Source organism: Hyalangium gracile (assembly GCF_020103725.1).
In the GTDB taxonomy this organism is placed as follows: domain Bacteria; phylum Myxococcota; class Myxococcia; order Myxococcales; family Myxococcaceae; genus Hyalangium; species Hyalangium gracile.
The window spans coordinates 455,576-480,575 of record NZ_JAHXBG010000003.1; the positions used below are offsets into that span (position 1 = coordinate 455,576).

Consider the following 25,000-nt stretch of genomic DNA (forward strand, 5'->3'; position numbering starts at 1 on the left):
GCACCCTCGGATCCGTAGTTTTGGCGCAGTTCCGGGGCACACCGCCACGGACTCGAAACCGCGAGGAACACCATGTCCGGAATCAAGGGAAAGGTCGTTGTCATCACCGGGGCCAGCAGCGGCATTGGCGAGGCCACTGCCCGCCTGCTCGCCCGGAGCGGCGCTCACGTGGTGCTCGGCGCCCGGCGCACCGACAAGCTCGAGGCGCTCACCAAGGCCATCACCGCCGAGGGGGGCTCGGCCCGCTACCGGCAGCTGGATGTCACGCGTCGCGAGGACATGGAGGCGTTCGTCGAGTTCGCGCTCGGCGCCTTCGGCCGCGTGGACGTCGTCATCAACAACGCGGGCGTCATGCCCCTGTCCATGCTGGAGGCGCTCAAGGTCGACGAGTGGAACCGGATGATCGACGTGAACATCCGGGGCGTGCTCCATGGCATCGCCGCGGCCCTCCCGCTGATGAAGAAGCAGCGGAGCGGCCAGTTCATCAACCTCTCGTCCATCGGCGGCCACGCCGTCTCGCCCACGGCCGCCGTGTACTGCGCCACCAAGTTCGCCGTCATGGCCATCTCCGAGGGCCTGCGCCAGGAGGTCGGCGGCGACATCCGCGTGACGGTCATCTCACCGGGCGTCACCGAGTCGGAGCTCGCCGAGAGCATCACCGATCCGCTCGCCCAGAAGACGATGAAGGACTTCCGGCGGATCTCCATCCCCGCCGAGGCCGTCGCCCGGACCATCGCCTTCGCCATCGATCAGCCCGCTGACGTCGATGTCAGCGAGATCATCGTGCGGCCCACCGCGAGCCCTTACTGAGCCGCCAGGCTGGCAGCGAGGCCCGCTCGAACGGGCCTCCCACCCGAGGGCTGCCTCCCTGCCAGGATAGACGGGCAGCGGAAGGGGCTGCAGGGTCCTCGCAGCCCCGCCAAGAAGCAGGGCTCCAGGCCGGCCCGTCACAACCGGCTCGTCGTTGCCTCTCAGGAGAGGGCCACTCTCCGGCTCAGGAGGCGCGGGAACGTGAAGATCGACGACATAGACGGACGCACGGCCATCAAGAGCTGGCTGGCTGGCATCCCCAAACCGGACCAGGTGCTCCGAAGGCAGGACGATGGCTGCTATGCCTTGTTCTGGAAGAACCCAAGCCTGGCCGAGGCCCCCGCGCATATCGTGATCGACGTGCACTACACGGACACCGGCTATGTGCTCGGCCACTGCTTCGTCAAAGGGTGGGAGGGACAGCTCGACATGGACGACACCGAGTTCAGTGCCAAGGTGGCGGGGATCGTCCCGAAGAAGTCCCCCCATGGGCGCTGGCCGGACGATCCCACGCACACCATCACCGGCGGCTGGGGCCCGAAAGTTCCCGGCAACCCCAACTGGACCTTCCGCGAGCACTGATTCAGCGCAGGACGCGCACGTGTGAAGGCGGCGTGCGGTGCTCCGTGGTGCGCTCCACCACGCGCCCCAGGCGCAACAGCAGGTGCTCCTCGTACGGCCGCCCCATGAGGTGGAGCCCCACCGGCAGGCCCGCCTTGTCGAAGCCCGCCGGGACGCTCAGCGCCGGGCAGCCCGTCAGGTTGGCCAGCCGGATGAACCGCATCAGCGCGTCCACCACCGGCAGGTTCGACTCTCCTGCCGGCAGCGTCTCCTCGGGAATGGCCGGCGCCGTGGTGGCCGTCGTCGGCGTGACGATGACGTCCACGTCCGCCAGCTGCGCCAGCAGCTCGCGCGTCAGCCGGTGCCGGTGCCGCAGCGCGTGCACCAGGTCCGTCGCCCGGAAGTGCCGGCCGATGGCCAGGTTCGTCCGCGAGTCGAGCCCGAAGTCCGAGGCGCGCTCCCGCAGCTGCTGCAGCATGGACGACGCCATCTCGCTCAGGATGATGCAGCTGTGCGTCCACAGCACCGTGTTCAGGTCCGGCGGCGGAATCTCCACCACCGTGGCGCCCGCATCCGTCAGCACCTTCACCGCCTCCTTGCAGCGCGCCACCACGTCCGCATCCGCGTCCTCGAAGTACGGCCAGCAGATGCCGAGCCGCACTCCCGCCAGCCCCGCGTTCTCGTAGCCCGACAGGTGGTGCGTCGGCTGGCTCTGCGCCACGACATCCTTCCCATCCGGCCCGGCTAGCAGGGCGTACATCGCGGCGACATCATCGACGGTGAGCCCCATCGGCCCCACGTGCCCCACGTTCCAGCACAGCGGCGGCACGCCCGTCTCCGGGATGCGCCCCCACGTCGCCTTGAGCCCGACGATGCCGCACAGCGCCGCCGGAATCCGGATGGAGCCGCCACCGTCCGCTCCAATGCTCACCGGGCACAGCCCCGCGGCCACCACCGCCCCCGACGCGCTCGAGCTGCCGCCCGTCATGTGGCCCCGGTTCCACGGGTTGCGCGCGGCGCCGTGGTGCGGGTTCAACCCGATGGGGTTGATGCCAATCTCGTTCATGTTCGCCTTGCCCAGGATGATGGCTCCCGCCGCCTTGAGCCGCGCGGCCACCGTCGAGTCCGCCGTGGCCACCTGGTTCCGGAACTTCGTGCCCAGCGTCGTGGGGAAGCCCGCAACGTCCACCTCGTCCTTCAGAACCACCGGCACACCGTCGAGCACGCTCAGCGGCCTGCCCGCACGCAGCCGCTCGCCCGCGGCCTCCGCTGCCCGCAGCACCTCCTCGGGCTTACGCGCGACGAAGAGGCCCAGGCGCTGCGCTCCGCTGTCCAGCCGCTCGATGGCCTCGTGGACCCGCCGCATCACCGTGACGGGCTCCACTCCGCCCTCGCGGTAGGCCCGCGCGTAGGCGGCCACCGTCTCACGCTCCGACTGCACTGGCGACGCGGCGATGGCGCGCGCGGCCTGCTCGTGCGGTGGCTGGAGCTCGGCGGCGGGCGCTCCGTGCGGCAGGGGGTACTGGATGGGTGGGGCATCTCCCGCGGACAGCTCGCGCCAGTGCTCGATGCCGCTGTCCTTCACCAGCTTCTCCAGCACCACCGACCCGATGCCACTCTCGAGGGTGTTGACGAACGCCTTGAGTGCCAGGCCCGAGACACGGGGCGCCTTCACCGGATTCCGCTGGTAGGTCATGAGGCCGCAGCCTACCGCTCCGGCCCTCTCCAGGCACACCGCGGCAGCCCCGGGCTGGCGCTCCGACTCAGAACTGAACGGCGAAGAAATCGAGCTCCGCGCTCTCCGCTGAAAGCCGTACCTTCCGCTCGAACGTCATGCCCAGCTTCTTCAGCAGCTTGATCGAGCTCTGATTCGTAGGGTCGACGATCGCGGCGATGCGAGGCAGCTTCAGCGTGTCCCTGCCGTACGCCAGCATGGCAGACGCCACCTCCCACGCGTAGCCGCTGCCCCAGTAGCGCGGGAACAACGCGAAGCCGATGTCGACATCCGGCAGCGTGTCGCGCCGGAGCAGGCCACTCATCCCGATGGGCGTGCCGTCCTTCAGCTCGACCCTGTACAGACCGAAGCCATGACGGGCGTACTGAGTCAGGGGCACGGTCTCCAGGTAGCGGCGAGCGTCCTCCAGGTTCCGCACGCCTCGATCCCCGATGAACCGCAGCCACGAGGGCTCGTTGAGCAGCCCGAGGATGAAGGGCGCGTCCTCCAGCACGAACCTGCGGACGACCAGCCGCTCCGTCTCGAAGACCTTCATGACGCCCCCTCCTCGGGCTCGATGCGCACTCGCTCTCCCCGCTCAGCCCCCAGCACCGAGGCCGCACTGCCATCCCGCGCGGAGACCTCCAGCAGCCCCGCGCTGCCCACCAGCGCCAGCAGCTCCCCCGGCGCCACCGCCTGGTAGTGCGGATGCGGCGCCCCCTCCACCACCGTCAGCCCCACGCGCACCCGGAAGCGAGCCGGCAGCTGCGCGCCTGGCAGGTTGGTGATCAGGTTGCCGTACGCATCCACGTGGACCACCTCGCCCACCGGCAGACCGTCCTCCTCCATGGGTACCGGCATACGGAACGGCGCCTCCAGCCGCTCCAGCGGGCGTCCCAGCCGCTCCAGGGGCACACCCGTCGCCAGGTGTCCCACCACCGGCGCGAAGAGATCCCTTCCGTGGAAGGTGCTCGAGCGCAGCGGCCCCCAGTAGGCGGACTCCGTGAGCTCCACCGCGGCGTCCATGCCCCCGAGCTGCTCGAGCGCCGGCAGCAGCAGCCCGTTGTCCGGCCCCACCAGCACATCCCCTCTCCGGGAGCGCACCGCCACCGCTCGGCGACGGGAGCCCACCCCCGGGTCCACGACGGCCAGGTGCAGCGAGCCCGGGGTGAAGGCCTCCACCGCCGTCCAGAGCAGGAAGGCTCCCGCGCGCACATCCTGGGCCGGCACCGCATGCGTCAAATCCACCAGGGTGGTACCCGGCGCGATGCGGAGGATGGCCGCCTTCATCTGCCCCACATAGGTGTCGGCGGCGCCAAAGTCGGTGAGCAGGCTGACGAGAGGCATGGTCCGCCGCCCAGGCTACCGCACCTGCCCGCCAGGCGACGCCTTCCTTCAGGGAGGGTTGCGGGGAAACCCTCGGATTTTCTAGATTGGCCCTACCGTGCTCACGCTGCTCCTCAGCCTCCTGCTCCACCTCGTCCAGATCGACGGGCTCCCCGAAGGGATGCCCGGCCATGACGACACGCCCAAGTACGTCAAGCCCGCCTCGTCGATGGCGCCCAAGTACTTCGATCTGCTGGAGCAGAACAGCCACATCGTCTACCCGGGGCTGGCCGTCATCACCCTGCTCATCCTCGTGGCCGGCATCTTCCAGGCCTGGAAGAGCCAGGACATGGACGGCCTCTCGAAGAACGAGTTCAAGCGCGCCATCGTCAACGAGCTGCGCAGGAACATCAGCGGACTGCCCGGTGACATGATCGCCCGCGCCATCGGGCTGGATCGCCTCAAGACGGTGCGCCTGCTGGAGCAGATGCAGCAGGAGGGCATGGTCAACTCGTACATGAGCTCCAACCAGATGATGATGTGGCGCGTGCGCGGCGTCGGCCCCGAGAAGAAGGACAAGCGCTACTAGCGCCCGCCCCCGCTACAGGAACGAGCGGACGCGCACCGGATCGAACGGCTTGTCCACCCGCCGCTCGGCCACCCGCTCCAGGAACTCGGTGGCTCGCGGCGTGAACGTCCCCGCCGTCATGTACACCATGCGCCCCAAAAACTCCGGCCGCTGCTCCGAGAGCGCGTCGTGCAGGTCCATGCCGGTGACGTCCGGCATCATCAAGTCACAGAAGACGACGTCGTAGTCCTCGCGCCGCGTCAACAGCCGCTCCTTCGCGTCGCGCGCCGTCTCCGCCAGCTCGACGACGTGCGGCGAGCCGATGATGCGCGAGAGCGCCAGCCGGACCTCCGGATCGTCGTCGATCACCAGCACCCGCCGCGAGGTGACGCTCCGTGGCTCCGCCGACTTCCCCGCCGGGAGCACCCGCGCCGACGGCGCCCCCACCGGCAGCAGCACCCGGAACGTGGTCCCCTGGCCCGGCTCGCTCTCCACCTCGATGCTGCCTCCCAGCCCCGTCACGATGCCGTGGCACACCGAGAGCCCCAGCCCCGTGCCCACCCCCACTGGCTTGGTGGTGAAGAACGGCTCGAAGATGTGCGGCAGGTGCTCGGCGGCGATCCCCTTGCCCGTGTCGCTCACCTCCACCAGCACCCAGCCCTCCCGCCCCGGGCGCGCCGTCACCGTCACCTGGTGCTCCTCCACCGCGCCCTCGGGCGTGGCCTGCGCCGCGTTGAGCAGCAGGTTGAGGAACACCTGCCCCAGGCGGGACTCGTTCGCCTGGACGAGCGGCACCGGCTCGTACCGCCGCACGAGCTGCGCCCGCTGGCGGATCTCATGCGCCGCCATGGCGATGGAGAACTCCAGCGCCGCCTGCACGTCCACCGGGCCGATGGCCTCCGGATCGCCCCGGGCGAAGATGCGCAAGTCCCGGACGATGTCCCGGATGCGCTCGGCGCCCAGCTGCGCCTGCACCAGCGCCCGCTGGATCTCCTCCATGTCCACTTCCGGCGTGGGGGCCTTGAGCTGGGCCAGCTCCTCCACCGCGTACATCACGTTGGCCAGCACGTAGGCCAGCGGGTTGTTGATCTCGTGGCCCACGCCCGCCGCGAGCTGCCCCGCGGTGGCCAGCCGCTCGGCCTGCACCAGCGCGCTGCGCGTCGCCGCGAGCTCCGAGGAGCGCCTGCGCACCAGCTCCTCCGCCTCCGTGCGAGCCTGGTGCTCGCGCGCCAGCAGCGCATCCCGCTCCAGCTCCGCGCGGTGCCGCCGGGAGATGTCCTCGATGACGCTGATGAAGTAGTCCGGCGTGCCGTCCGGCCTGCGCACCAGCGACACCGTGAGGTTGCACCACACCTCCTCGCCCGTCTTGCGCAGGTAGCGCTTCTCGACGGCGAACATGGGCGCCGTGCCCCGCAGCAGCCAGCGCACCTGCTCCAGGTCCTGCGCCACGTCATCCGGGTGGGTGACGCTGAGGAACGTCTGCTCCAGCATCTCCTCGGGCGTGTAGCCGAGGATCTCGCACAGCCGCAGGTTGGCGCGCAGGCAGCGCCCGTCCACGCTCACGTGCGCGATGCCCACCGCCGCCTGCTCGAAGGTGGCCTTGAAGCGCCGCTCGCTCTCCTCCAGCCGGAGCAGCGTCCGCTCCCGCTCGGTCACGTCGACGATCTGCGAGAGGATGCAGAGCAGCTGCCCCCTGGCATCCCGCAGCGTGTAGCTGTACCAGTCGCACAGGATGACCGAGCCGTCCCGGCGGTAGTTCCGGTTGCGGCAGAAGTTCCAGGGCTCCTGCCCCGTCAGCAGCCGGCGCACCGCCTGCACGGCCAGATCGTTGTCATCCTCGTAGACGAAGGGCCGGCCACCACCGCCGGGGTAGCCGCCGAGCACCTCCTCCTCCGTCCAGCCGAACATCTCCTCGGCGCGCGGGTTCCAGTAGCGCACCCGCATGTTCGGATCCCACTCGATGATGGCGATGGGCGAGTTCTCCGTGAGATCGAGCGCGGAGAACGTCCACGTGGGAGACACGGCCCCCGGGAGCTTGGAAGGACTCTCGGACATGAGGATGCCATCACCGGGGTGCGGGCCAGCCCGCCCCGCCACAGAAAGGTTCAGCCGCCGCTCAGCTCGGACTTCGGCTGACGCGTCATCAACTCCACCACCGCCGCCTTCGCGCTCTTGCCCTCGTAGGCAATCGCGTACACCTGCTGGCAGATGGGCAGCTCCACGCCCGTCTTGAGCGCCAGATCCCTCGCGCTCTTCGCCGTCTTCACCCCTTCCGCCACCTGCTTCATCTCCGCGAGCACGTCCGCGAGCTGCCGGCCCTTGCCCAGCTCCATGCCCACTCGCCGGTTGCGGCTCAGCTCGCCGGTGCACGTGAGCACCAGGTCTCCCATGCCCGACAGCCCCGAGAGCGTCAGCGGGTTGCCGCCCTTGCGCACCGCCAGGCGGGTGATCTCCGCCAGGCCCCGGGTGATGATGGCCGCGCGCGCGTTGTGCCCCATGCCCAGCCCGTCCGCGATGCCCGCCGCGATGGCGATCACGTTCTTCAGCGCCCCGCCGTACTGCACCCCCACCACGTCGTTCGAGGTGTAGGAGCGGAACGTCTCCGTCTGCAGCGCCTTCCGGCACCGCGCCGCCACCTTCTCCCAGTGCGAGGCGATCGTCACCACCGTGGGGCTGCGCTGCGCCAGCTCCCGGGCGAAGCTGGGCCCCGAGAGCACGGCGATGTAGGGGTGGAACTCCTCCGGCAGGCAGTCCTCCAGGAGCTCCGTCATCGTCAGCAGGGACTCGTTCTCGATGCCCTTGGCCACCGTGACGAGCGGCACATGGCGCGGCAGGTGCGGAATGGCCCGCGAGACGATGTCCCGCGTGGCGTGGCTGGGCGTGGCCAGCACCACCAGCTCCGCGCCCTCGAGCGCCTCGCTCAGCTCCAGCGTGGCGCGCACCCGCGAGGAGAGCGGGATGCCCGGCAGGTAGGTGGAGTTCTCGTGGCGGGTGTTGATGGCCTCGGCGAGCGCGGCGTCCCTTCCCCAGAGACGCACCTGCTCGCAGTTCACCGCCAGGGTGTTGGCGAGCGCCGTACCGAACGAACCAGAGCCGATGACACTGCTACGCATGGAATGCCTCGGGAGGAGAGAGGGCTCGGAGCGCCTCAGAAGCCGGTCACCAGGCCGATGCCCACCGTCGGCATGAAGGAGGCGTCCTCCTCGCGGCCCTGGATGTTGCCGCCGACCATGACCACGTAGGACGTCTTCTCGGAGAAGGGCACCTCGAGCCCTCCCCGGAACGTGAGGTTGCCGGACACCTGCACGCCCTGGGGAATGCCGCCGAGCGGATCCCTCTGGAAGGGCTGCGTGTCGAAGGCGATGAGGTAGCGCACATCCAAGAAGCCGCGAGAGCGCCTGCCCAGCTGCAGCGAGCCCATGAGCCCCGGCGCCAGGTTCCAGTTGCGCCGCCCCGTGAAGTAGCGCGCCCCGAACTCCTCCTGGCTCGGCGAGTTGAGGAAGAAGGCCCGGCCGCCCTCCACGGAGAGGGCCAGGTGCGCGTCCTCTCCCGACACCAGCCCGACGCGCACGTAGGCACGCACCTCGTTCATGATGCCGTACAGGCTGTCCGCGCCGAGCCCCACGTCCAGCCGGGGCAGCACGCCCAGGGAGGCCTTCACCGAGGCCAGCGGGAAGCCCAGCACCGCGCCCACCCCAACCTTGCCCGGCTCCAGCAGACGGCCGCCGTAGAGGCTCACCCGGTTGGGCTTGAGCGGCTCCTCGGGAACCTGCCTCCTCGTCGACACCACATGAGGCGCGTCTCTCGAGGGCAGCAGCGGCGGCGGCAGCGCGTCCGGCGGCGGCGCGGGGGCCTCGGGCCCCGGGTAGTTCAGCCAGGACTCGTCGGGCGCGGGAGGAGGCGGCGCCTCCGAGGGGGCCTGGGCCTGGGCCGGAAGCCCCAGGCCGACGACGAGCAAGGATGGGAGGAGGAAGGCGCGCATGGGCAGAGACCCGCGCAGTCTAAGGAGTTTGAGGAGTTTCAGGTAGTTGACGTGCCAACTTGGTGGAGGAGATGCAAGCACGCGGGACTGGCGCCTGCGGTTCCAGCTGAGCGGTCCGGTTACAGTGAGCCCGCTGCTGGCCAGTTAAAAAGCGGGGTCGACTACTAACCAGTTAGTAGTCGACCCCCTCCCACCCCCCGACTACTAACCAGTTAGTAGTCGACCCCCTCCCACCCGGCGGGAACTGCCGCCCCGTTGGCCATGAACTCCTGCCCGTCCTCGGAAGCGGCCCACCCGTCATGACGTGACCCCAACGGGCCCGAGCCGGTCTACCATCCGCGCCCTGCCGCAGTGGCTGCGGGAGGAGCGAGACGGGATGAGGGTCGGACGGGGCGTGGGACTGGTGGTGGCACTGGCGCTGAGCGCATGCCGGGAGCGCGCGCCTGCCGCGCCCGTGGATGCCGGCCCGCCCGTGACGGCCTCCGCCGGCGAGCTCATCCCCTGCGACTCGTTGCTGCCCGCGGACCTGCGTGAGCTGTCGCTGCCCGGCTTCAGCGTGAAGGAAGAGCGCGCCTGCGCCAACTGCGGCCCGCTGTGCACCTTCCGCTCCGACGCGGAGCCCGGCACCACCGTGTCGCTGGCCTACAACTGCACGCCGAGAGCTCCCTCCGCGGACGTGCGCGAGCTGCTCGCGCCAACCCTGAATGCCGGCGGCGTGGAGGTGCCCGCGCTGGGCCGCGCCGCCGCCCGCCGCACTCCCATCCCCGGCATGCTGCAGGTGGTGGCGTGGGACGATGACACGCCCTGCACGCTCGTCGTCACCTGGATGGGCAACGGGCCGGAGCGCGCCGTGGACCTGATGCGCACCGCCCTGCTCGCCCTCACCGCCTCGTCACTCGCCGCGGCTCGCGCGCAGGACGCGGGCGTGCCGCCTCCCTCCACCGAGGACGCAGGCGTGCCGCCTCCCGCCACCGAGGACGCGGGCACGCCCTGAGACGGGCGCCTACCCCTCGTCGAACGAGATCACCGCGCCGTCCAAGTCGTAGACGGCCGCCTTCATGCCGAAGCGCACCAGGCGCTTGCCGATGCGCGGGAAGTCCGCGACCTCCACCGCGCGGCGCTCGCCCCCGGAGAGGTAGACGAGATCCTCCTGGAACGGGTTGCGCAGGTGGTGGGCCACCGAGGGCGTGGGGAAGCCCATGAAGTCGCCGGGCCCCACCTCGAAGCTCTCGTCGCCAATCTCCGCGATGCCCCGCCCGGAGAGGATGTAGAGGAACTCCTCCTCCGAGTGGTGCGAGTGGAAGATGAAGGACTCCTTGCCGGGAGCCACCTTCAGCAGGTGGAGCCCCACCCGCTCCAGGCCCACCTGCTCGCTCAGCGAGATGCCGCGCACCAGCGAGTTCGGATTGAGCGGGTGGGACTGGGACTGCTCCGGCACCTTCGAGTGATCCGCGGCGCGGAAGAGCAGAGGCTTGCGAGGGGCTTCCTGCTTGGACGTCATGACACGCTCCTGGCCTGGCGAGGCGCACCGGCGTCTCCCGGTGCGCCCACGTGTGAGGAGGGCGCAGGATGCCCCGCGGCACCCTCCCCGGCCAGTTCGCGGCTACAGCACGCGCAGGAACTCGACCAGGTCGTCCAGCTCCTGATCGCTCAGGTGCGACGTCTTCCCGTGCTGATCATTGAAGCGCGTCTTCAGCAGGCGCTCCTTGAGCGTATCCGCGCTGCCGTCATGCAGGTACGGCGCGCTGCGGGCCAGGCCGAGTAGCGACGGGGTGTTGAGGCCCGCCTTGCGCACGGCCGCGTTGTCCTGCACCTCGCCGCTGACGACGAAGGTGCCCACGTTGGCCTGCTTGTTGTTGGTGAGCGCCTCGCCCGCGTGGCACTCGTTGCACTGGGCCTTGAGGAAGGCCTCGGAGCCGCGGCGCTGCGCGTCCGTCAGCTCGTCGCGCTTGTACGGGTTGTCCGGCGAGGGCATCACGTCCATGAAGGCCGCCAGCTGGGTGGCCATCTGCGCGTCCACCACGCCGCCGCCCATGCGCTGGCGCACCGTCACGTCCAGGAAGTCGCGCAGCGAGGGGAACTCACCGCTCCAGTGGAACGGCGCCGTCTTGGTGATCATGCGGCCGGCGATGGTGGGCGTCTGGCGCGGGCCATCCGGGAAGCCCCACGTGTGGCCGTCATCGCGGCCGTCGTGGTGGCACGTGGCGCACGAGGCGCCCACGTTGTTGGCCGTCATGCGCGAGTCGATGGCCGAGAAGAACAGCTTGCGGCCCATCGCCTGCTCCGGCGACATCACATCCTCGGCCAGCTTCAGCCGCGGGCCCTCCTCGCGGATGTTCAGCGAGTGGCTCGTGCCACTGCCCACCAGCGTGGTGAGCGTGTGGTCGAAGGAGTTGTACACGTAGGCCTTCTTCCCATCGCGCGTCAGGGCGATGCCGTTGGGGCCGGCGCCCACGCGCACCAGCTGGCGCACCGCGCTGGACGGGAAGGTGTTCACGTGCAGGTCCGAGCCCGAGCGGCGGTTGGTGGGCATCACCGCGACGTTGTTCGTCTCGCGGTTCACCATGAAGAGCCACGCGCCCGTCGGGTCCACCACCGTGGCGATGGGGCCCTGGATGGGGTGCGTGGGGTCCGGGCTGGTGATGGTGCTCGGCGGGTAGTCCTTGTCGTCGCCGCCACCACCGCAGCCGCCGCCGTTGAGGTCATCCACCAGCGGATCCGCGGAGTCCGCCTCCAGGGTGATGACGCCCGGGGAGGCAATGGCGCCCGTGCCGCACGGGCCACCGCCGCCATACAGGCCGCCGCTGCCCGGAGGCGGCTGCGGCTGCGGGATCGGCTCAGGGTCCGGCGTCGGGCCCGGATCATTCGGGTTGGTGCCCGGCGTGAGGGACGTCTCGCGGGCCCACAGCGTGGCCGCGTAGGCGCGGTCTCCATCCGGCGACACGATGATGTCCGTGGTGCCGCGCGGGTGGAACGAGACCATGCCGGAGAAGCCGGGGTCGAACCCGCCCCTGTCCTCCTCCGTGCGAATCTTGCTGGCGTTGGCCTTCTTGTAGACGTCCGTGCCCGCCTTCAGCAGCTTGGGCCGGTCGCGGTTGGACAGGTCCACCTGCACCACGTCACCCTTGCGGTGCAGGGTGATGAGCGCCTTGTCGTTCTCCAGCAGCGCCAGGCCGCGCGGCTCGTCCCCCACGGGGATCTCCCACAGCCGCTTCAGCGTGCCGGTGTCGAAGGCGACCAGCGAGCCCTGCTCCGTGGTCTCCAGCATGGTGGAGTTCACCACGTAGAGCGTCTGGCCATCGGCCGACAGGCCCATGCCCATGGGCTCCACGCCCACGTCCAGGCGCGCCGCCTCCGTCCACTCGCCGCGGCGGATGACGGACACGCTGCGGCTGCCGCGGTTGGCGACGTAGACGGTGTCGTCCGGGCCCACCGTGACGCGCTCGGGGCCGCGGCCCACCTTCACCTCCGCCACCTTCACATGCGAGGCGGTGTCCACCACCGAGAGGATGCCGTTGTCGGCGTCCACCGCGTAGAGGAACGCATCATCCCGGCTCAGCGCCAGCGAGCCCGACGAGGGCGTGTACGTGGCGGACGGCTTCTGCTCGCAGGCAGTCAGTCCGAGGACGGCCACGACCGCCGCGGCAAGGATCTTCTTCTTCATGGGGAGTCTCCTCCTCGGCGCGACCTTGCCCGTCCCACCCCGGCCCTGGATGTCTCGAGGGCTCCGCCGCGCATACCCGTGGAAGGAAGCATCCGGCCCGGCTGCTCCCTTCTGGCAACCGGCTCATGCTGCCATCAAAGGAGACGGAAAGTCGAATGTTTCCCTACATCCCGTGTAACCCGCTGGACAAGCGGGTCTGATCCGTGGGTGAAACGACACGAGCGCACACGCTGGGAACAGGAGTAAAGGAGAGGGCGTGTCTCGGGCCTCTCCTCCCATCGTCATGAACTTCCGGCGCACGTTCGCGCTGCTCATCCTGCTGGTCGTGCTGCCGTCCGCGGGGCTGTCCGGCTTCGGGGTGGTGGCGATCATCAACGAGCGCGCGGCGGTGGAGAAGCGGCTGGAGGCCGCCTGGCACGGGACGCTGGAGGCGCTGGCGGAGGAGCTGCCCCTGATGCTGCGCGAGGCGCGCTTCGTGGAGCGCGCCGGCGTGTGGCGGCTGGTGACGGCCGAGGGCCAGGTGCTGTCCGAGGTGCCCTTCGTGGTGCGCGAGGGCAAGGTGGAGTCTCCGGACGCGGCGCTGACGGCGGCGCTCACCGCGGTGCTGCCCGAGCTGGGCAACCTGCCCTCCGAGCACACCGTCTTCTCCCTGCCGGTGGGCGGGCACCCGAGGCTGCTGTCCACCGAGCGCACGGCAGACGTGCTCCACGGCACCCAGCTGTCCAGCGCCGCGGTGGAGACGCTGCTGGCGGCCCGGGCCGACCGCTACCTCACGTCGCCGGAGCCCGTGCGTTTCACCCTGCTGCCCCTGGTGCGCGAGGGGGGCGAGGGCCTGGTGAACCGGCTCATGTCGGAGGTGGTGCAGGCCCGGGCCAACGCGCTGGGCCCCCCGGTGCTCGCCGAGCGGGTGCTGGCGCCGCCCCTGCAGGACTTCCGGCTGGTGGTGCTCTCCACGGGCGAGGATCCGGTGGCGCGCGCCTCCACTCGCAACCGGGTGGTGTACGCGGTGCTGCTGGGGCTGTTCTACCTGACGCTCACCTTCGGCGTGGTGTACACCGGGCGCGCGCTCTACCGGGAGGCCAAGCTGTCGCGGCTGAAGACGGACTTCGTCTCGCTGGTGAGCCACGAGCTGCGCACCCCGCTCACCTCCATCCGCATGTTCATCGAGACGCTGGCGCTGGGGCGGCTGAAGGACCCCGCGCAGACGCAGGAGGTGCTCCAGCTGCTCACCCGGGAGACGGAGCGGCTGTCCGAGCTCATCGAGCGGGTGCTGGACTGGGCGCGCATCGAGAGCGGGCGCAAGGAGTACCACCTGGAGCGCATGGAGGTGCCGCAGCTGGTGGAGACGGCGGTGGCGGCCTTCCGCGCGCAGCGGCTGGACAGCGGCGTGGAGCTGAAGGTGGACCTGCCCTCGAGCCTGCCGCCGGTGTCGGTGGATCGCCACGCGGTGGCCGGAGCGCTCCTCAACCTGCTGCAGAACGCGTACAAGTACAGCGGGAAGGACAAGCGCATCTCCATCACGGCCCGGGTGGAGGGGAGGAAGTGGGTGGGCCTGGCGGTGGAGGACAACGGAGTGGGAATCGCGCCACGAGAGCGCAAGCGCATCTTCGAGCGCTTCTACCGGGTGGACAACCTGCTGACACGCAAGACGGAGGGCAGCGGCCTGGGGCTGGCCATCTCCAAGCGCATCATCGAGGCGCACGGGGGCCGCATCACGGTCCAGAGCGAGGTGGGCAAGGGCAGCCGCTTCACCCTCCAGCTACCGGTGGACGAGGCATGAGCGACAAGCCGCAACGCATCCTGGTCGTGGAGGACGATCTGTCCATCCTCACGGGGCTGTCGATGAACCTGCGCATCGAGGGCTACGAGGTGCTCCAGGCGCAGGACGGGCGCACCGGCCTGGCCAAGGCGCTGGACGAGGCGCCCGACCTGGTGGTGCTGGACATCATGCTCCCGGAGCTCAACGGCTACGAGCTCATCAAGGAGCTGCGCCGCCGGGGCCGGGACACGCCCATCGTCATGCTCTCGGCCAAGGGCATGGAGGTGGACAAGATCCTCGGGCTGAACCTGGGCGCGGACGACTACGTGGTGAAGCCCTTCGGGCTGCAGGAGCTCTTGGCGCGCATCAAGGCGGTGCTGCGCCGGCGCTACCCCACCGCGGGCACGCCGCCGATGACATTCGGGGACGTGGAGGTGGACCTGGTGGCGCGCACGGTGACGCGGGGCGGCAAGCCCGTGGAGCTGACGGCGCAGGAGTTCAAGCTGCTGGCCCACTTCCTGGCGCAGCCGGGGCGCACCTTCACGCGCGAGGAGTTGCTGTCGGGGGCCTGGGGTTTCGACTACGAGGGCAGCGCGCGTACAGTGGACAACTTCGTGCGCCAGCTCCGGCTCAAGTTCGAGCCGGATCCGGAGGATCCCCGTCACTTCCTGACGGTCCGAGGGCTGGGCTACCGGTTCGACCGCTGAGACAGCCTCGAGGCCTTCATGGACTCCCCGCCGCCGCCCCAGGACGCGCCTCGCCCCGAGTACAAGCTGCCTGGCATCGCGTTCACGCTCAGCCTGCTGAGCTGCCTGGTGCTGCCCCTGCCGTTCGCCATCGTGCTGAGCGCCGTGGCGCTGTACTCGACCTGGAAGGACCCGCGGCTGCCGCACCGGCGCCTCGCCATCGCCTCGGTCCTCCTGTCCGCCTTCTGGACGTACTTCCTGCTGGCGAAGTTCATCCCCAACTACATCAACTTCGGGGCCCGGGCCCGGCAGTCCGAGTGCAACACCAACCTCAGGGCCCTGTACACGGCGGAGAAGGTCTTCCACTCGCAGCACCAGCGCTACACGGAGCGCATCGCGGAGCTGGGCGTCCCGTTCGAGTACCGCACCCGCTACGCGTACTTCCTCAGCACTCGCGGGCCCTTCGACACCCACAAGCCGCCCGACCTGGCGAGCTCCTCCCCGGAGAGCACAGGCGTTCTCCCCGACACTCCCATGGGCGGCGGCGATCCGGTCGACGCCTCCTCCTACGTGGAGGCCATCCCCGCGCTCGCGGGCGGCGTCCAGGTGGGCCTGTCCGGAACCTGCCCGGCCTGCGACATCACCCTGGTGTGCATCGGGGACATCGACGGGGACTCCGAGCTGGACGCGTGGTCCATCTCCACGAAGGAGCGCCAGGGGCCCGAGGGGCCCATCCCTCCGGGAGAGCCCTTCAACGACTTCTACGATCTGGCGAACCGGCCGTGGTGAGCGCCAGGCCCTGAGGCGCGCTCACAGGCCCGCGACGCCAATCTGCCGCGAGTCCTCCAGGTCGAACGGCTTGCCGTCGAAGCGCCCGAAGCGCTCGCGCAGCGTCAGCCCACAGCCCGTCAGCGCCTCCTCCAGCTCCTCGGGAGCGAAGTGGCGCAGCTTCAGCCGGCGGATGGGCGCCTGGCCTCCGGGGGGCTTGCGCTCGCGCAGGTGCAGGGCGAACACGGGACGGCGCGGCTCCAGCGGGGCGCGCGGCTCCTCCTCGTCGCGGAGGATGGCCTCGCGCGGCGGGTTCAGCACGTCGTAGATGAACGTGCCTCCGGGCGACAGGTGGTGGCACACCGTGGCGAGGAAGGCCTCCAGGTCATCCCGCGTCGCCATCAGCCCCATGGCGTGCTGCGGCGCGAGCACCAGCGGGAAGCGCTCCGGCAGGCGCAGGGCCCGCACGTCCGAGGCGATGAAGCGTACGCGATCGGACACCTCGGTCGGCTCGTCGGCGCGACGCTCCTCCGCGGAGCGGATCATCACCTCGGAGGCATCCACCCCCACCGTGGCGAAGCCATGGCCCGCCAGGAACCAGGCCACGCGCCCGTTGGCCGAGCCCAGCACCAGCACCGGCCCCCCGCGCTCGCCCGCCTGCCGCGAGTAGAAGAGGAGATCCGGATCCTGCCCCACCAGGGACAGGGGCGTGCGACCGCGGATGTCGTTGCCGCTCATCACCCTGGGCGTAGCACGGTTGGGGCTCCGCAGGGACAGGAGCCTGCCCAGGCAGGGAATTCTTCTACCCACTGCCTGTCCAGCAACCGACGCCTGCCCCCTCCCGAGGTGGGAGGAGCGCTGGCACTCGCCTTGCCAGGGAAGAGGCTGGCGCGGGTGTCGGGGACACCCGTCTTCATCACGGGGCGAGGGGCATATGAGGGGCGGATGGCGGTGGGCAGGCGCGCTCGTCGCGGCGAGCCTGGTGTGGATGGGCGGCTGCTCGGACGGCGGTGACGGCACGGACAACCCGGGGGTGGTGGATCCTCCCGTGGACCCGGACATCGGCAAGCCCGTGGATCCTTCGCCGGACGCGGGCACCTCTCCGGATGGGGGCACCCGGCCTGATGGGGGCACCCGGCCCGATGGCGGCACCCAGCCGGACGCGGGCACTCCGGACGCGGGCACTCCGGACGCGGGCACTCCGGATGCGGGCCTGCCTCCCCCTGTCATTCTTCCTCCTCCCACCACGGAGGGCTGGACTTTCTACGGGGCGAACGAGGGCGGCCCGAAGGAAGTCCACGGGGTGACAGCCGACGAGGCCGGCAACATCTGGGTCGCCGGCGGTGAGGAGGGCCTCTTCGTCCTGCGCCCGGGCGCCACGAGCTTCCAGCGCTTCACCATGACCGAGGGGCTGCGCCCCTACGGCTACCTGCCGGATGGCAGCAACCCTCCGGGGCCCTACTACCTCAAGGTCATCTCGGTGGCCGGCGGCCCCGGCAACACCGTCTTCGTGGGCTACGAGGGCCTGCCCGGCGCGAAGAACTGCGAGGACAACTGGGACCAGGCCGGGCAGGCGGATCCGTCCGTCTACAAGAGCGGCGACGCGGACAAGGTCACCCTGAAGCCGGATGGCACGCTCGACGTGGTGCACTACGACATCTTCTCCGGGCCGGGCGTGGTGGCGGCCGAGCCTCAGGGCCGTGAGCGGCTCTGCAACATCCTGAAGATTGCGTACGACAAGCGCACCCACAGCGTGTGGTTCGGCGGCAACCACGGCTTCGCCCGGGGCGACGCGCGCTTCCAGGGCAACCCCGCCTGCAACGGCCAGCACGTGTGCGCGGGCGTCACCGAGCACGTCCACCCGGCCATCAACGCGTACGTCTACTCGCACAAGAAGGAGGACGAGAAGCTCTACCCGAACGATCCGTCCAAGTGGCGCGTCAAGGGCGCGCTGCTCACGGACGCCTACTACGGGGTGGCGGTGGACCCGAGCGGGGATGCGTGGTTCGGCGGCTCGGACCGCTCCACCCGGTTCCGCTACATGACGGCCACGGGTACCGCCAACTACTGGCGCGCGCAGTCCATGACGGAGGACAGCCAGTACGCCTGGAACCGCTTCGACATCTGGCCGGACTCCCTGCCCGAGACGCACATGACACGGCCCGAGCAGCGCACGCCGGACAACGTCTCGGCCATCTCGGTGGCGCCCAACGGCACCGTCTGGGTGGGCAGCGCCTCCAACGGGCTGGCGCAGCTGACGTCCGAGGGCTCGGTGGTGCGCACCTTCAAGACGGAGCTGGTGGATCGCAAGGGGTACGTCTCGGCGGTGGCGGCCGATCCGCTCGACAACAGCGTCTGGGCGGGCGCCCGCTGGGGCAGCGGCCTGACGCGGGTGAAGGACAACACGGTGATGCACTACGGCGCGGCGGTGTTCGGCGTCGACCTGGCCATGTACCGCGTCTCCGACATCCAGGTGGACACCTCGGGCAGCCGGCGCCGCATCCTCGTGGGCTTCCTCGGCTACGAGCGCTCCGACAAGCGGTGGGTGGCCGGCACCGTCGGCATCTACACCGGCAACTGAGCGACAAGGATTTCCAATTGCTGCGTCAGGCACCCCACGGCCTGACGTGCACCGCGGCCGCTCTCCTCGAGGAGGGCGGCCGCGGCCTTTTTCTAGCTCGCGGTCCACGCGCGCTAGAAGCGCCTGAGTTGTCGCGCCCGCGAGGAAGCGAGCCCCTGAAGTTCTCGCTCGCGTGTCCAGAAGAGCCAACGCGCCGGTGGAGGGCTTCCGTGTACGGCCCGCCTGCTGGGCCCGATGTTCCGCTAGCGTGCTCTCCTGCCCGGTTTCCGCACTGCCAAGTTGCGGGCGTGCTCCACGGGCCCGAGCTGGAGCTGTCGGACCCGTGCTCCACCGGCTCAAGCTGTCCGAACATGCTGGCAGACTCCAGAGGGGGACTGGCCCAGCCTTGACCCGCACCGCCTCCTCTTCGATGGAAAGAACGCGGAATGGACTTCCGAACTTGCAGCGCACTCCGCCAAGCCGTTGCCGTTGCCGTCGTCGTAGCTGGGTGCGCCACCTCTCAAGAGGCGCCTGAGACCTACGCCTGGGCGCCTGTGCGCCCACCCGCTGCGCCCGGCACGGGCCTCCCCACCCACGGGCAGCCAGGGCAGGTTCGCCCCCAGCCCCTGCCGCGGAGCCCGCACAAGCGCGTGCTGCCGCCTACCCGGGAGCCGGGCCTTTGGGCCGGAGACGCTCCTCGGGCCCCGCAGGAACCGGAGGCCAACCCCGCACCGGACAGGTCAGACAGGTCCAGAGCGAACAGGAGGGACCCGCCTGCCCCGGTGACGGCGGAGCGCCGCCTGGAGTGCGACCCCATCCCGGTGCCGCACGCGGGCGAGGATGACCCGCATGACGAGTGCGCCGACAAGTTTCCGCCTAACCGTTATCCCGGAATGGACGTGCGCGTGGGCGGGGTGCGCTTTGATGCGCTGCAAGTCGGGGAGCGTGTGCTGTGGGAGATCAAGACCCATCGGTTTGACACGTACCCGGACTTCATCCGGGAGCGGACGATCCTGAAACAGATGCCGTTGTTGCGGGAAGAGCGGGACATCGCGGAGGCATGTGGCTATGGCTTCGTCGTCGGGGTGAGCACCGAAGCGCACAGAGACGCGTTGCTCAACGAGGATATAACCCTCAATGTTGTCGTCACTGGGTGCAAGCGATGACCAGGCGGAGAACCCTCATCCACATCATCTACGCGCCTGCGCTTGTGGGCAACGACGGTCGCACGCTCGCAGTCGTCCACGGAATCGAACGGGCACTCCCTGGTATGCGCCTGGAGTGGGAACTATCTGAGGAGGGGCGGCCCATCGCGTTGCCGCAACGCGATGGGTGGCTCGCTGAGGCGGCCGAGCGCGGGGGGTTCCCGTTGCTGTGCAACGGCGACGAGAGTTACCCGGTGACGGTTTATGGGCTGCAGACATCCGGGCGCCAGGCGCCGGGCGGCCAGCCGTTGCTCGATGTCCACGCAAAGCTGCCGTTAGATGCGGTCGGCATCGCAGCGGCAGCGGATGTGCTGGAAGGCGTGGCGGAAGGCGCACGCGCGTTCTGGGGGCGCGTGCTGCCGGACACAGTAGCGCCGGAGATGGCAAAACAGATTCGCCACTCGATGAATCAGCCGCATGTCCCGCCCCGGGGGCTCCCAGCACTCAACCTTCCCAAGTACATTCGCTCGCCAGAGATTCCCCATCACCTCGGGTGGCTGAACTACTGGTCGGCAGCCGCTGCACAAGCAATCGGGTTCCCGGACCCTGCCCGCGATGCAGACTTGCTCTCTCGGGCGCGGCGCACGGCGACGGGCGGGTGGGTGGTTCGGCTCACAGAGACGCCGCTGGATCTCGACAACCCCTCGCACCTGGGGGCGCTCTTGCGCGCGTATGAGCGCTTCCCAGAGATTGGCGGGCGCGTGCCCCCTCGCTGAGTCACCGGGCCCGAGGCGGAGCTGTCCGACGCGCGCTACCGGGCCGAGATGGACGCGGCGACGATGGCACCGCGCTGCCAAGTCGCGCCGCTGTGTCAAAAGGCGCCGTGCTGCCCGAAGCGGGCCCGCCGGGTTTGGCGCCGGGTCGCATCTAGGTACTTCTGGTAGAGCACCCGCTGCTGCTCCATGGTGCGGAAGCCGCTGGTGCAGCTGCGTCACGGCGCCGCCCTTGGAGCCCTCGCGCAGGGTGGGAGAGCTGGCGGCGCGGCACGAGGTCGCGGCGGCGGCGCTGCGGGTGCGTGATCGGCGGATCTTTCAGGAATTCACCCGAGGCACTCCCCTATCCCCGCGGCGTCACGGGAGCACCAGGTACATGCCGCCCACGCACATCTCGTTCTGCGTGCCCCACCCCGGCAGCGTGGGCTCGGAGCGGCCGCGCGTGTCGTACTGGCAGGTGACGCGGACGCGCGAGCCCCGGTCGAACCGGTACGGCCTGGCGTAGAAGTAGAGCAGCTGCCAGTCGAAGTCCCAGTGGTTGACCTCGGCGCCGCAGTGCGCGGTGCCGGCCGGGTCCCGGAACTCCATGCGGTAGCGCTGCCCGAGCTCGTGCATGTGCGGGAACACGCCGTAGATGTCCACGTGGTCCACACCGAGCCCGGCCAGCTCCCGGTCGAAGTCCATGCTCCAGCTGTACTCCACCGACTCCTGACCGGGCGCGAGCGACTGGCCGCTGTCGAGGAACTCATCGGGCAGCACGAAGATGCCCTCGCGCTCCACCTGGCTCGCGACGCGCAGGCGCACCTGCGTGGAGTCGGACTGGCCGCGCACGCGCTCGTCGATGAGGTTGTAGTGCATCTGCACCACCAGCACCCGGCCCGCGGGCAGGCGCAGGCCGCTCTTCTCGGGATACGGCACCGGGCCCATGCCGGGCGCCCACGTCGCCGGCACGCTCTCGATGCCCACGCCTTCACCGGCCTGGCTGAAGCACGGCCAGCCCAGGCGATCCGGCGACGCCTCGTCCATGGCGCGCATGAGCTCCATGTTCGTCTTGCCCCCCGCGCCCTCGCCCTCGGGGTCCACGACCATGAGCAGCATGTGGTGGACCATCGCATCGTTGCCCGGCACCACCTCGTAGCCCGTGATGAAGCGCTGGATGTCGGTCTCCCCCTCGAGCAGGAAGCAGCGGTAGTCGTCGAACTTCGCGTACGCGCTGCCATCCGGCTCGGGCACGTACGTGGGCGTGCGCAGGGTGAGGATCTCGCTCGTGCCATCCTCGAGCCCCTTGCCCGGCTCGCTGGCGGCGGGCACCTGGAGGTCGTCACGCGGGGTGCCCTCGGGCGAGCCCGCCGCGACCCAGGCGGCGATGGTGGCGATCTCCTCCTCCTCGAGCCAGCGGGAGTCTCGGAACTCGCCGCAGGAGCCGTCGGCCGTCACCAGCCAGGGCGGCATGGTGCGCCCCTCCACGGCCTGCTTGACCGCGGCGGACCAATCCCGGGCATCCGCGTAGGTGTCCAGGCGGAACGGCGCGATGCCGCCCGTCTGGTGACAGGTGACGCAGTTGTCGAAGAAGAGGGGCGCCACGTCCTGCCAGTAGGTGACCTCGGGCTCGTCCGGGGTGGGGGTGCTGCTGTCGCTGCAGGCTGCCCCTCCAATGCTCAGGAGGGACACGGCTGCGATCCAGATGTGCTTGTGCATGGACTCGTCATTCCTCGGGTTGGGTGTTGTCGGCCGGCGTCTGCGCGGGGGTGCTCTCGGAGGGAGCACGCAGAGCGAACTCGTTCAGGTTCCAGGCGTTGGAGCCGTGGTTGTGCAGGTGGAACGTCACCGTGGCTCCCGCGGGCGCGGACAGCGGGCTGGCCAGCTCCACCTCGCGCGAGGCGGCCGGACCGGGGATCCGGACACGCTCTTCCCAGACCAGGTGCTCGCCCACGAGCAGGGCCAGGTGGCCCTCGACGGGCTCGGGGCTGACCAGGGTCTGCCACCACACCCGCACGCGCAGCGGGTCGCCCTGCCGCAGCGCCCGGAGGAGCAGCTGTTGTACGACAGCGTAGTTGCAGTGCGTGGTCTGGATCTCCAGGCCGTCGAGCTCCGGGTGCCAGTCCTGCCTGCCACAGGCGAGCACGTCGCTACCGGTGGGGTGGGCCATCGGGTCGGCGCCCGCGGGCGCGGGCTGCCAGCTCTCGGCCAGCACCAGGGGCACCCACGTCGTGTCCGTCTGGGGGTCCGGGGCTGCGGAGCAGCCGATCAGCAGCGCGCTACAGGCGAGCGCCCATGTGGGCCCGAGCGCACCTCGCCGGGGGAGCGGACGTGTCGTGTGCATGAGTCCATGAACACCCGCCCGGCCTGCAAGTGTTACTTCATGTGGAAAGCCCCAAGCGGGGGCCGGCGCCAGGGCTCCCGCCGCCCCCCTGCCCCGGGAGCAGGCCCCCACCAGCGGGCGCCCCCACGCGATTCCGGCCTCCGGGAAGTCACCACTGGGCGGAAAGCCCACTAGAATCCGCGACATTCATGTCTTCCGTCCCTCCTGGACCCATACCTCTGCACACCGTCGTCGGCGCGCGGGCGCAGGCGGATCGGCTCGCGGCACAGCAGTTCCACCTGGTCCTGCTGGACACCGAGCGTGCTGGCACCGTCTACCCGCTGTCCGGCGAGATGCTCCGGATCGGCAAGGCCCCCGAGAACGACGTCGTCATCGACCACCCCACCGTCAGCCGCAACCACCTGGTGGTGCGCCGCCAGGGGGACCGGTTTCTCGTGCAGGATCTCGACTCCACCAACGGCACCTTCCTGGATGGCGCGCAGGTGAAAGAGGCGTACCTGCGCCCGGGCGCGCTGCTGGAGGTGGGTGATGTACGCCTGCGCTTCAGCCCCCAGGTGGCCCCCGTCCAGATCGATCCGTCCGCCGAGGATCGGCTGGGAGATCTGGTGGGCCGCAGCGTGCCCATGCGGCAGATCTTCGCCCTGCTGCAGCGCATCTCCTCCACGGACTCCACCATCCTGCTGGTGGGCGAGACGGGCGTGGGCAAGGGCGCCGCGGCCAAGGCGATCCACAAGCTGTCGCCCCGGGCGTCGGGGCCGCTGGTCGTCTTCGACTGCGCGTCCGTGTCGGACTCTCTCATCGAGAGCGAGCTGTTCGGCCACGAGAAGGGCGCCTTCACGGGCGCGGTGAGTCAGCGCATCGGCTGCCTGGAGCGCGCTCACGGCGGCACCCTCTTCCTGGACGAGATCGACGACCTGGCGCTGGACCTGCAGCCCAAGCTGCTGCGAGCCATCGAGGATCGCGAGTTCCGCCGGCTGGGCGCCTCGAGCCCCGTGTCGTTCGACGCGCGCATCGTCGTGGCGAGCAAGAAGGACCTGTGGGCGGAGACGCAGGCGGGGCGCTTCCGGGAGGACCTCTACTTCCGGCTCTCGGTGTTCACGGTGAGCCTGCCGCCGCTGCGAGACAGGAAGGAGGACATCCCCCTGCTGGTGGACGCGTTCGCGGGCGAGGGGCTGTGGGCGCGGCTGCCGGAGAAGGTGCGCGAGCAGTTCCTGGGGCACACGTGGCCGGGCAACGTGCGCGAGCTACGCAACGCGCTGGAGCGCGCGCGGCACATGGCGGACATCCCGGAGCTGGCCGGAGACGGGCTGCTGCGCGAGTTCACGCGCGAGACGCCAGCGGTGGAGGGGGACTCGCTACCGGTGGAGTTCACCGGTCCGTTCAAGGCGTGCAAGGACGAGCTCATCCGCGCCTTCGAGCGCGAGTACCTCACGCGGCTGCTGGGACGCACGAAAGGCAACATTGCGAGGGCGGCGCGAGAGGCGGAGTTGGACCGCAAGCACCTGTATTCCCTTCTGCACAAGTACGGGCTGGTGCAGAGTGAGGGGGACTGACTCGCGGTCCTTGGAGGGACATCCCCCGTATGAAGCGTGCTTCCCGTCTGCTGGCGATGCTGTGCCTGGTCCTCGTGTCGACGCAGGTGTCCGGATGCTTCGGCAGGTTCGCCCTCACCCAGGCGATGTGGGACTTCAACAAGAGCGTCTCGGGCAACAAGTTCATCCAGTGGGTGGTGTTCCTGGTGATGGTCATCGTGCCCGTGTACGAGATCGGCGTGCTGGTGGATGCGCTGGTCATCAACAGCATCGAGTTCTGGACCGGCTCGAACCCCGTCTCGAGCGTGGACTCCCCGGACGGTGACACCCGCGTGGTGCGGCTGAGCCCCCAGGACACGCTGCGGCTGTCGCGGGACAGGGAGTCGGGCGTCATGAAGGTGGAGCTGGAGCGCGCGGGCCAGCCGACGCTGGTGCGCTACTTCGAGCCGCTCGAGGACGGCATGGCGGTGCGCGACGACGCGGGCGCGCTGCTCATCCAGGCGCGCGAGCAGGCCAACGGCGCGGTGGCGGTGACGGACGCGGCGGGCACCACCATGGCCCTTCACTCGGCCGAGGCGGTGGCGCAGGCGCGGCAGGTGCTGCTCAGCGAGGGCGCCGAGGGCCTGGCGCAGTACGCGCGGACGCAGGTGTCTCCGCTCTCGCAGGGGCTGGCGCAGGTCTGCACCAGCCAGCCGTAGCTTCGGCTCAGTCCTTCGCCCGCGTGTACTGGACGGGCCACGAGACATCGGCCCCCAGCTTGCGCGCGGCGCGCAGTGACGAGGCATTGCCGGCGTGGAGAAATGATGGCTACGCAGCCGCATATCGTCTG

The 25,000-nt window shown here is 70.0% G+C and carries 23 protein-coding genes; 12 read left to right on the forward strand and 11 right to left on the reverse strand.

All coding sequences use genetic code 11. The features are described from left to right. Positions 1 to 72: 72 nt before the first annotated feature. On the forward strand, positions 73 to 810 hold the full coding sequence (locus KY572_RS08540; RefSeq protein WP_224242027.1) for an SDR family oxidoreductase: 738 nt from the start codon (positions 73 to 75) through the stop codon (positions 808 to 810). Positions 811 to 1,011: 201 nt separating this feature from the next. Then, the gene (locus KY572_RS08545) at positions 1,012 to 1,392 is read left to right on the forward strand and encodes a hypothetical protein (RefSeq protein ID WP_224242028.1); all 381 of its coding nucleotides are present in this window, start codon (positions 1,012 to 1,014) and stop codon (positions 1,390 to 1,392) included. A gap of 1 nt (position 1,393) precedes the next feature. On the opposite strand, the gene KY572_RS08550 is transcribed toward KY572_RS08545, so the two are convergent. The 3 genes from KY572_RS08550 to KY572_RS08560 form a co-directional block, all read right to left on the reverse strand. Next, the gene (locus KY572_RS08550) at positions 1,394 to 3,067 is read right to left on the reverse strand and encodes an amidase (RefSeq protein ID WP_224242029.1); all 1,674 of its coding nucleotides are present in this window, start codon (positions 3,065 to 3,067) and stop codon (positions 1,394 to 1,396) included. A gap of 67 nt (positions 3,068 to 3,134) precedes the next feature. Continuing rightward, the gene (locus tag KY572_RS08555) at positions 3,135 to 3,641 is read right to left on the reverse strand and encodes a GNAT family N-acetyltransferase (protein WP_224242030.1); all 507 of its coding nucleotides are present in this window, start codon (positions 3,639 to 3,641) and stop codon (positions 3,135 to 3,137) included. Next, the gene (locus tag KY572_RS08560; protein WP_224242031.1) at positions 3,638 to 4,432 is read right to left on the reverse strand and encodes an SAM hydrolase/SAM-dependent halogenase family protein; all 795 of its coding nucleotides are present in this window, start codon (positions 4,430 to 4,432) and stop codon (positions 3,638 to 3,640) included. Before KY572_RS08560 ends, KY572_RS08555 begins: the two co-directional genes overlap by 4 nt. Positions 4,433 to 4,529: 97 nt before the next feature. On the opposite strand from KY572_RS08560, the gene KY572_RS08565 reads away from it, so the two are divergent. Then, entirely contained in the window at positions 4,530 to 5,000 is a 471-nt protein-coding gene (locus KY572_RS08565; RefSeq protein ID WP_224242032.1) for a hypothetical protein, read from the forward strand. A gap of 12 nt (positions 5,001 to 5,012) precedes the next feature. Here the strand turns inward: KY572_RS08565 and KY572_RS08570 are convergent, their stop codons facing one another. The 3 genes from KY572_RS08570 to KY572_RS08580 are packed head-to-tail and all read right to left on the reverse strand — an operon-like array spanning position 5,013 to position 8,961. Beyond that, positions 5,013 to 7,034, reverse strand: a complete 2,022-nt coding sequence (locus tag KY572_RS08570; protein WP_224242033.1) for a PAS domain S-box protein — start codon at positions 7,032 to 7,034, stop codon at positions 5,013 to 5,015. A 50-nt stretch (positions 7,035 to 7,084) separates the two neighbouring features. Beyond that, positions 7,085 to 8,092, reverse strand: a complete 1,008-nt coding sequence (locus tag KY572_RS08575) for an NAD(P)H-dependent glycerol-3-phosphate dehydrogenase (protein WP_224242034.1) — start codon at positions 8,090 to 8,092, stop codon at positions 7,085 to 7,087. A 35-nt stretch (positions 8,093 to 8,127) separates the two neighbouring features. Next, positions 8,128 to 8,961 (reverse strand): hypothetical protein, encoded by an 834-nt coding sequence (locus tag KY572_RS08580; RefSeq protein WP_224242035.1) that lies wholly within the window; start codon positions 8,959 to 8,961, stop codon positions 8,128 to 8,130. Positions 8,962 to 9,337: 376 nt separating this feature from the next. Between KY572_RS08580 and KY572_RS08585 the strand changes: the two genes are divergently transcribed. Beyond that, positions 9,338 to 9,955 (forward strand): hypothetical protein, encoded by a 618-nt coding sequence (locus KY572_RS08585; RefSeq protein ID WP_224242036.1) that lies wholly within the window; start codon positions 9,338 to 9,340, stop codon positions 9,953 to 9,955. A gap of 9 nt (positions 9,956 to 9,964) precedes the next feature. On the opposite strand, the gene KY572_RS08590 is transcribed toward KY572_RS08585, so the two are convergent. Both KY572_RS08590 and KY572_RS08595 read right to left on the reverse strand, forming a co-directional pair. Next, complete coding sequence (locus KY572_RS08590; protein ID WP_224242037.1) at positions 9,965 to 10,462, reverse strand: cupin domain-containing protein; 498 nt, start codon at positions 10,460 to 10,462, stop codon at positions 9,965 to 9,967. A gap of 102 nt (positions 10,463 to 10,564) precedes the next feature. After that, the gene (locus KY572_RS08595) at positions 10,565 to 12,625 is read right to left on the reverse strand and encodes a c-type cytochrome (protein WP_224242038.1); all 2,061 of its coding nucleotides are present in this window, start codon (positions 12,623 to 12,625) and stop codon (positions 10,565 to 10,567) included. Between the two features lie 256 nt (positions 12,626 to 12,881). Between KY572_RS08595 and KY572_RS08600 the strand changes: the two genes are divergently transcribed. The 3 genes from KY572_RS08600 to KY572_RS08610 are packed head-to-tail and all read left to right on the forward strand — an operon-like array spanning position 12,882 to position 15,859. Then, entirely contained in the window at positions 12,882 to 14,405 is a 1,524-nt protein-coding gene (locus KY572_RS08600) for a sensor histidine kinase (RefSeq protein ID WP_224242039.1), read from the forward strand. Beyond that, entirely contained in the window at positions 14,402 to 15,091 is a 690-nt protein-coding gene (locus KY572_RS08605) for a response regulator transcription factor (protein WP_224242040.1), read from the forward strand. The genes KY572_RS08600 and KY572_RS08605 overlap by 4 nt, the downstream gene beginning before the upstream one ends. 18 nt (positions 15,092 to 15,109) lie before the next feature. Next, entirely contained in the window at positions 15,110 to 15,859 is a 750-nt protein-coding gene (locus KY572_RS08610; RefSeq protein WP_224242041.1) for a hypothetical protein, read from the forward strand. 21 nt (positions 15,860 to 15,880) lie between these two features. On the opposite strand, the gene KY572_RS08615 is transcribed toward KY572_RS08610, so the two are convergent. Continuing rightward, complete coding sequence (locus tag KY572_RS08615) at positions 15,881 to 16,576, reverse strand: class I SAM-dependent methyltransferase (protein WP_224242042.1); 696 nt, start codon at positions 16,574 to 16,576, stop codon at positions 15,881 to 15,883. Between the two features lie 196 nt (positions 16,577 to 16,772). On the opposite strand from KY572_RS08615, the gene KY572_RS08620 reads away from it, so the two are divergent. The 3 genes from KY572_RS08620 to KY572_RS08630 all read left to right on the forward strand — a co-directional run bounded on the left by KY572_RS08620 (position 16,773) and on the right by KY572_RS08630 (position 20,319). After that, positions 16,773 to 18,419 (forward strand): ICP22 family protein, encoded by a 1,647-nt coding sequence (locus KY572_RS08620; protein ID WP_224242043.1) that lies wholly within the window; start codon positions 16,773 to 16,775, stop codon positions 18,417 to 18,419. A 761-nt stretch (positions 18,420 to 19,180) separates the two neighbouring features. Beyond that, positions 19,181 to 19,564 (forward strand): DUF6310 domain-containing protein, encoded by a 384-nt coding sequence (locus KY572_RS08625; protein WP_224242044.1) that lies wholly within the window; start codon positions 19,181 to 19,183, stop codon positions 19,562 to 19,564. Continuing rightward, positions 19,561 to 20,319, forward strand: coding sequence for a DUF5953 family protein (locus tag KY572_RS08630; protein ID WP_224242133.1), 759 nt, complete (start codon positions 19,561 to 19,563; stop codon positions 20,317 to 20,319). The genes KY572_RS08625 and KY572_RS08630 overlap by 4 nt, the downstream gene beginning before the upstream one ends. A gap of 354 nt (positions 20,320 to 20,673) precedes the next feature. Here KY572_RS08630 and KY572_RS08635 read toward each other — a convergent pair whose 3' ends face one another. After that, complete coding sequence (locus KY572_RS08635) at positions 20,674 to 22,014, reverse strand: monooxygenase (protein ID WP_224242045.1); 1,341 nt, start codon at positions 22,012 to 22,014, stop codon at positions 20,674 to 20,676. A gap of 7 nt (positions 22,015 to 22,021) precedes the next feature. Continuing rightward, the gene (locus KY572_RS08640; RefSeq protein WP_224242046.1) at positions 22,022 to 22,639 is read right to left on the reverse strand and encodes a hypothetical protein; all 618 of its coding nucleotides are present in this window, start codon (positions 22,637 to 22,639) and stop codon (positions 22,022 to 22,024) included. A 188-nt stretch (positions 22,640 to 22,827) separates the two neighbouring features. Between KY572_RS08640 and KY572_RS08645 the strand changes: the two genes are divergently transcribed. Next, entirely contained in the window at positions 22,828 to 24,192 is a 1,365-nt protein-coding gene (locus KY572_RS08645) for a sigma 54-interacting transcriptional regulator (protein ID WP_224242047.1), read from the forward strand. A gap of 29 nt (positions 24,193 to 24,221) precedes the next feature. Further along, the gene (locus tag KY572_RS08650; RefSeq protein ID WP_224242048.1) at positions 24,222 to 24,869 is read left to right on the forward strand and encodes a DUF3332 domain-containing protein; all 648 of its coding nucleotides are present in this window, start codon (positions 24,222 to 24,224) and stop codon (positions 24,867 to 24,869) included. Positions 24,870 to 25,000: the final 131 nt, after the last annotated feature.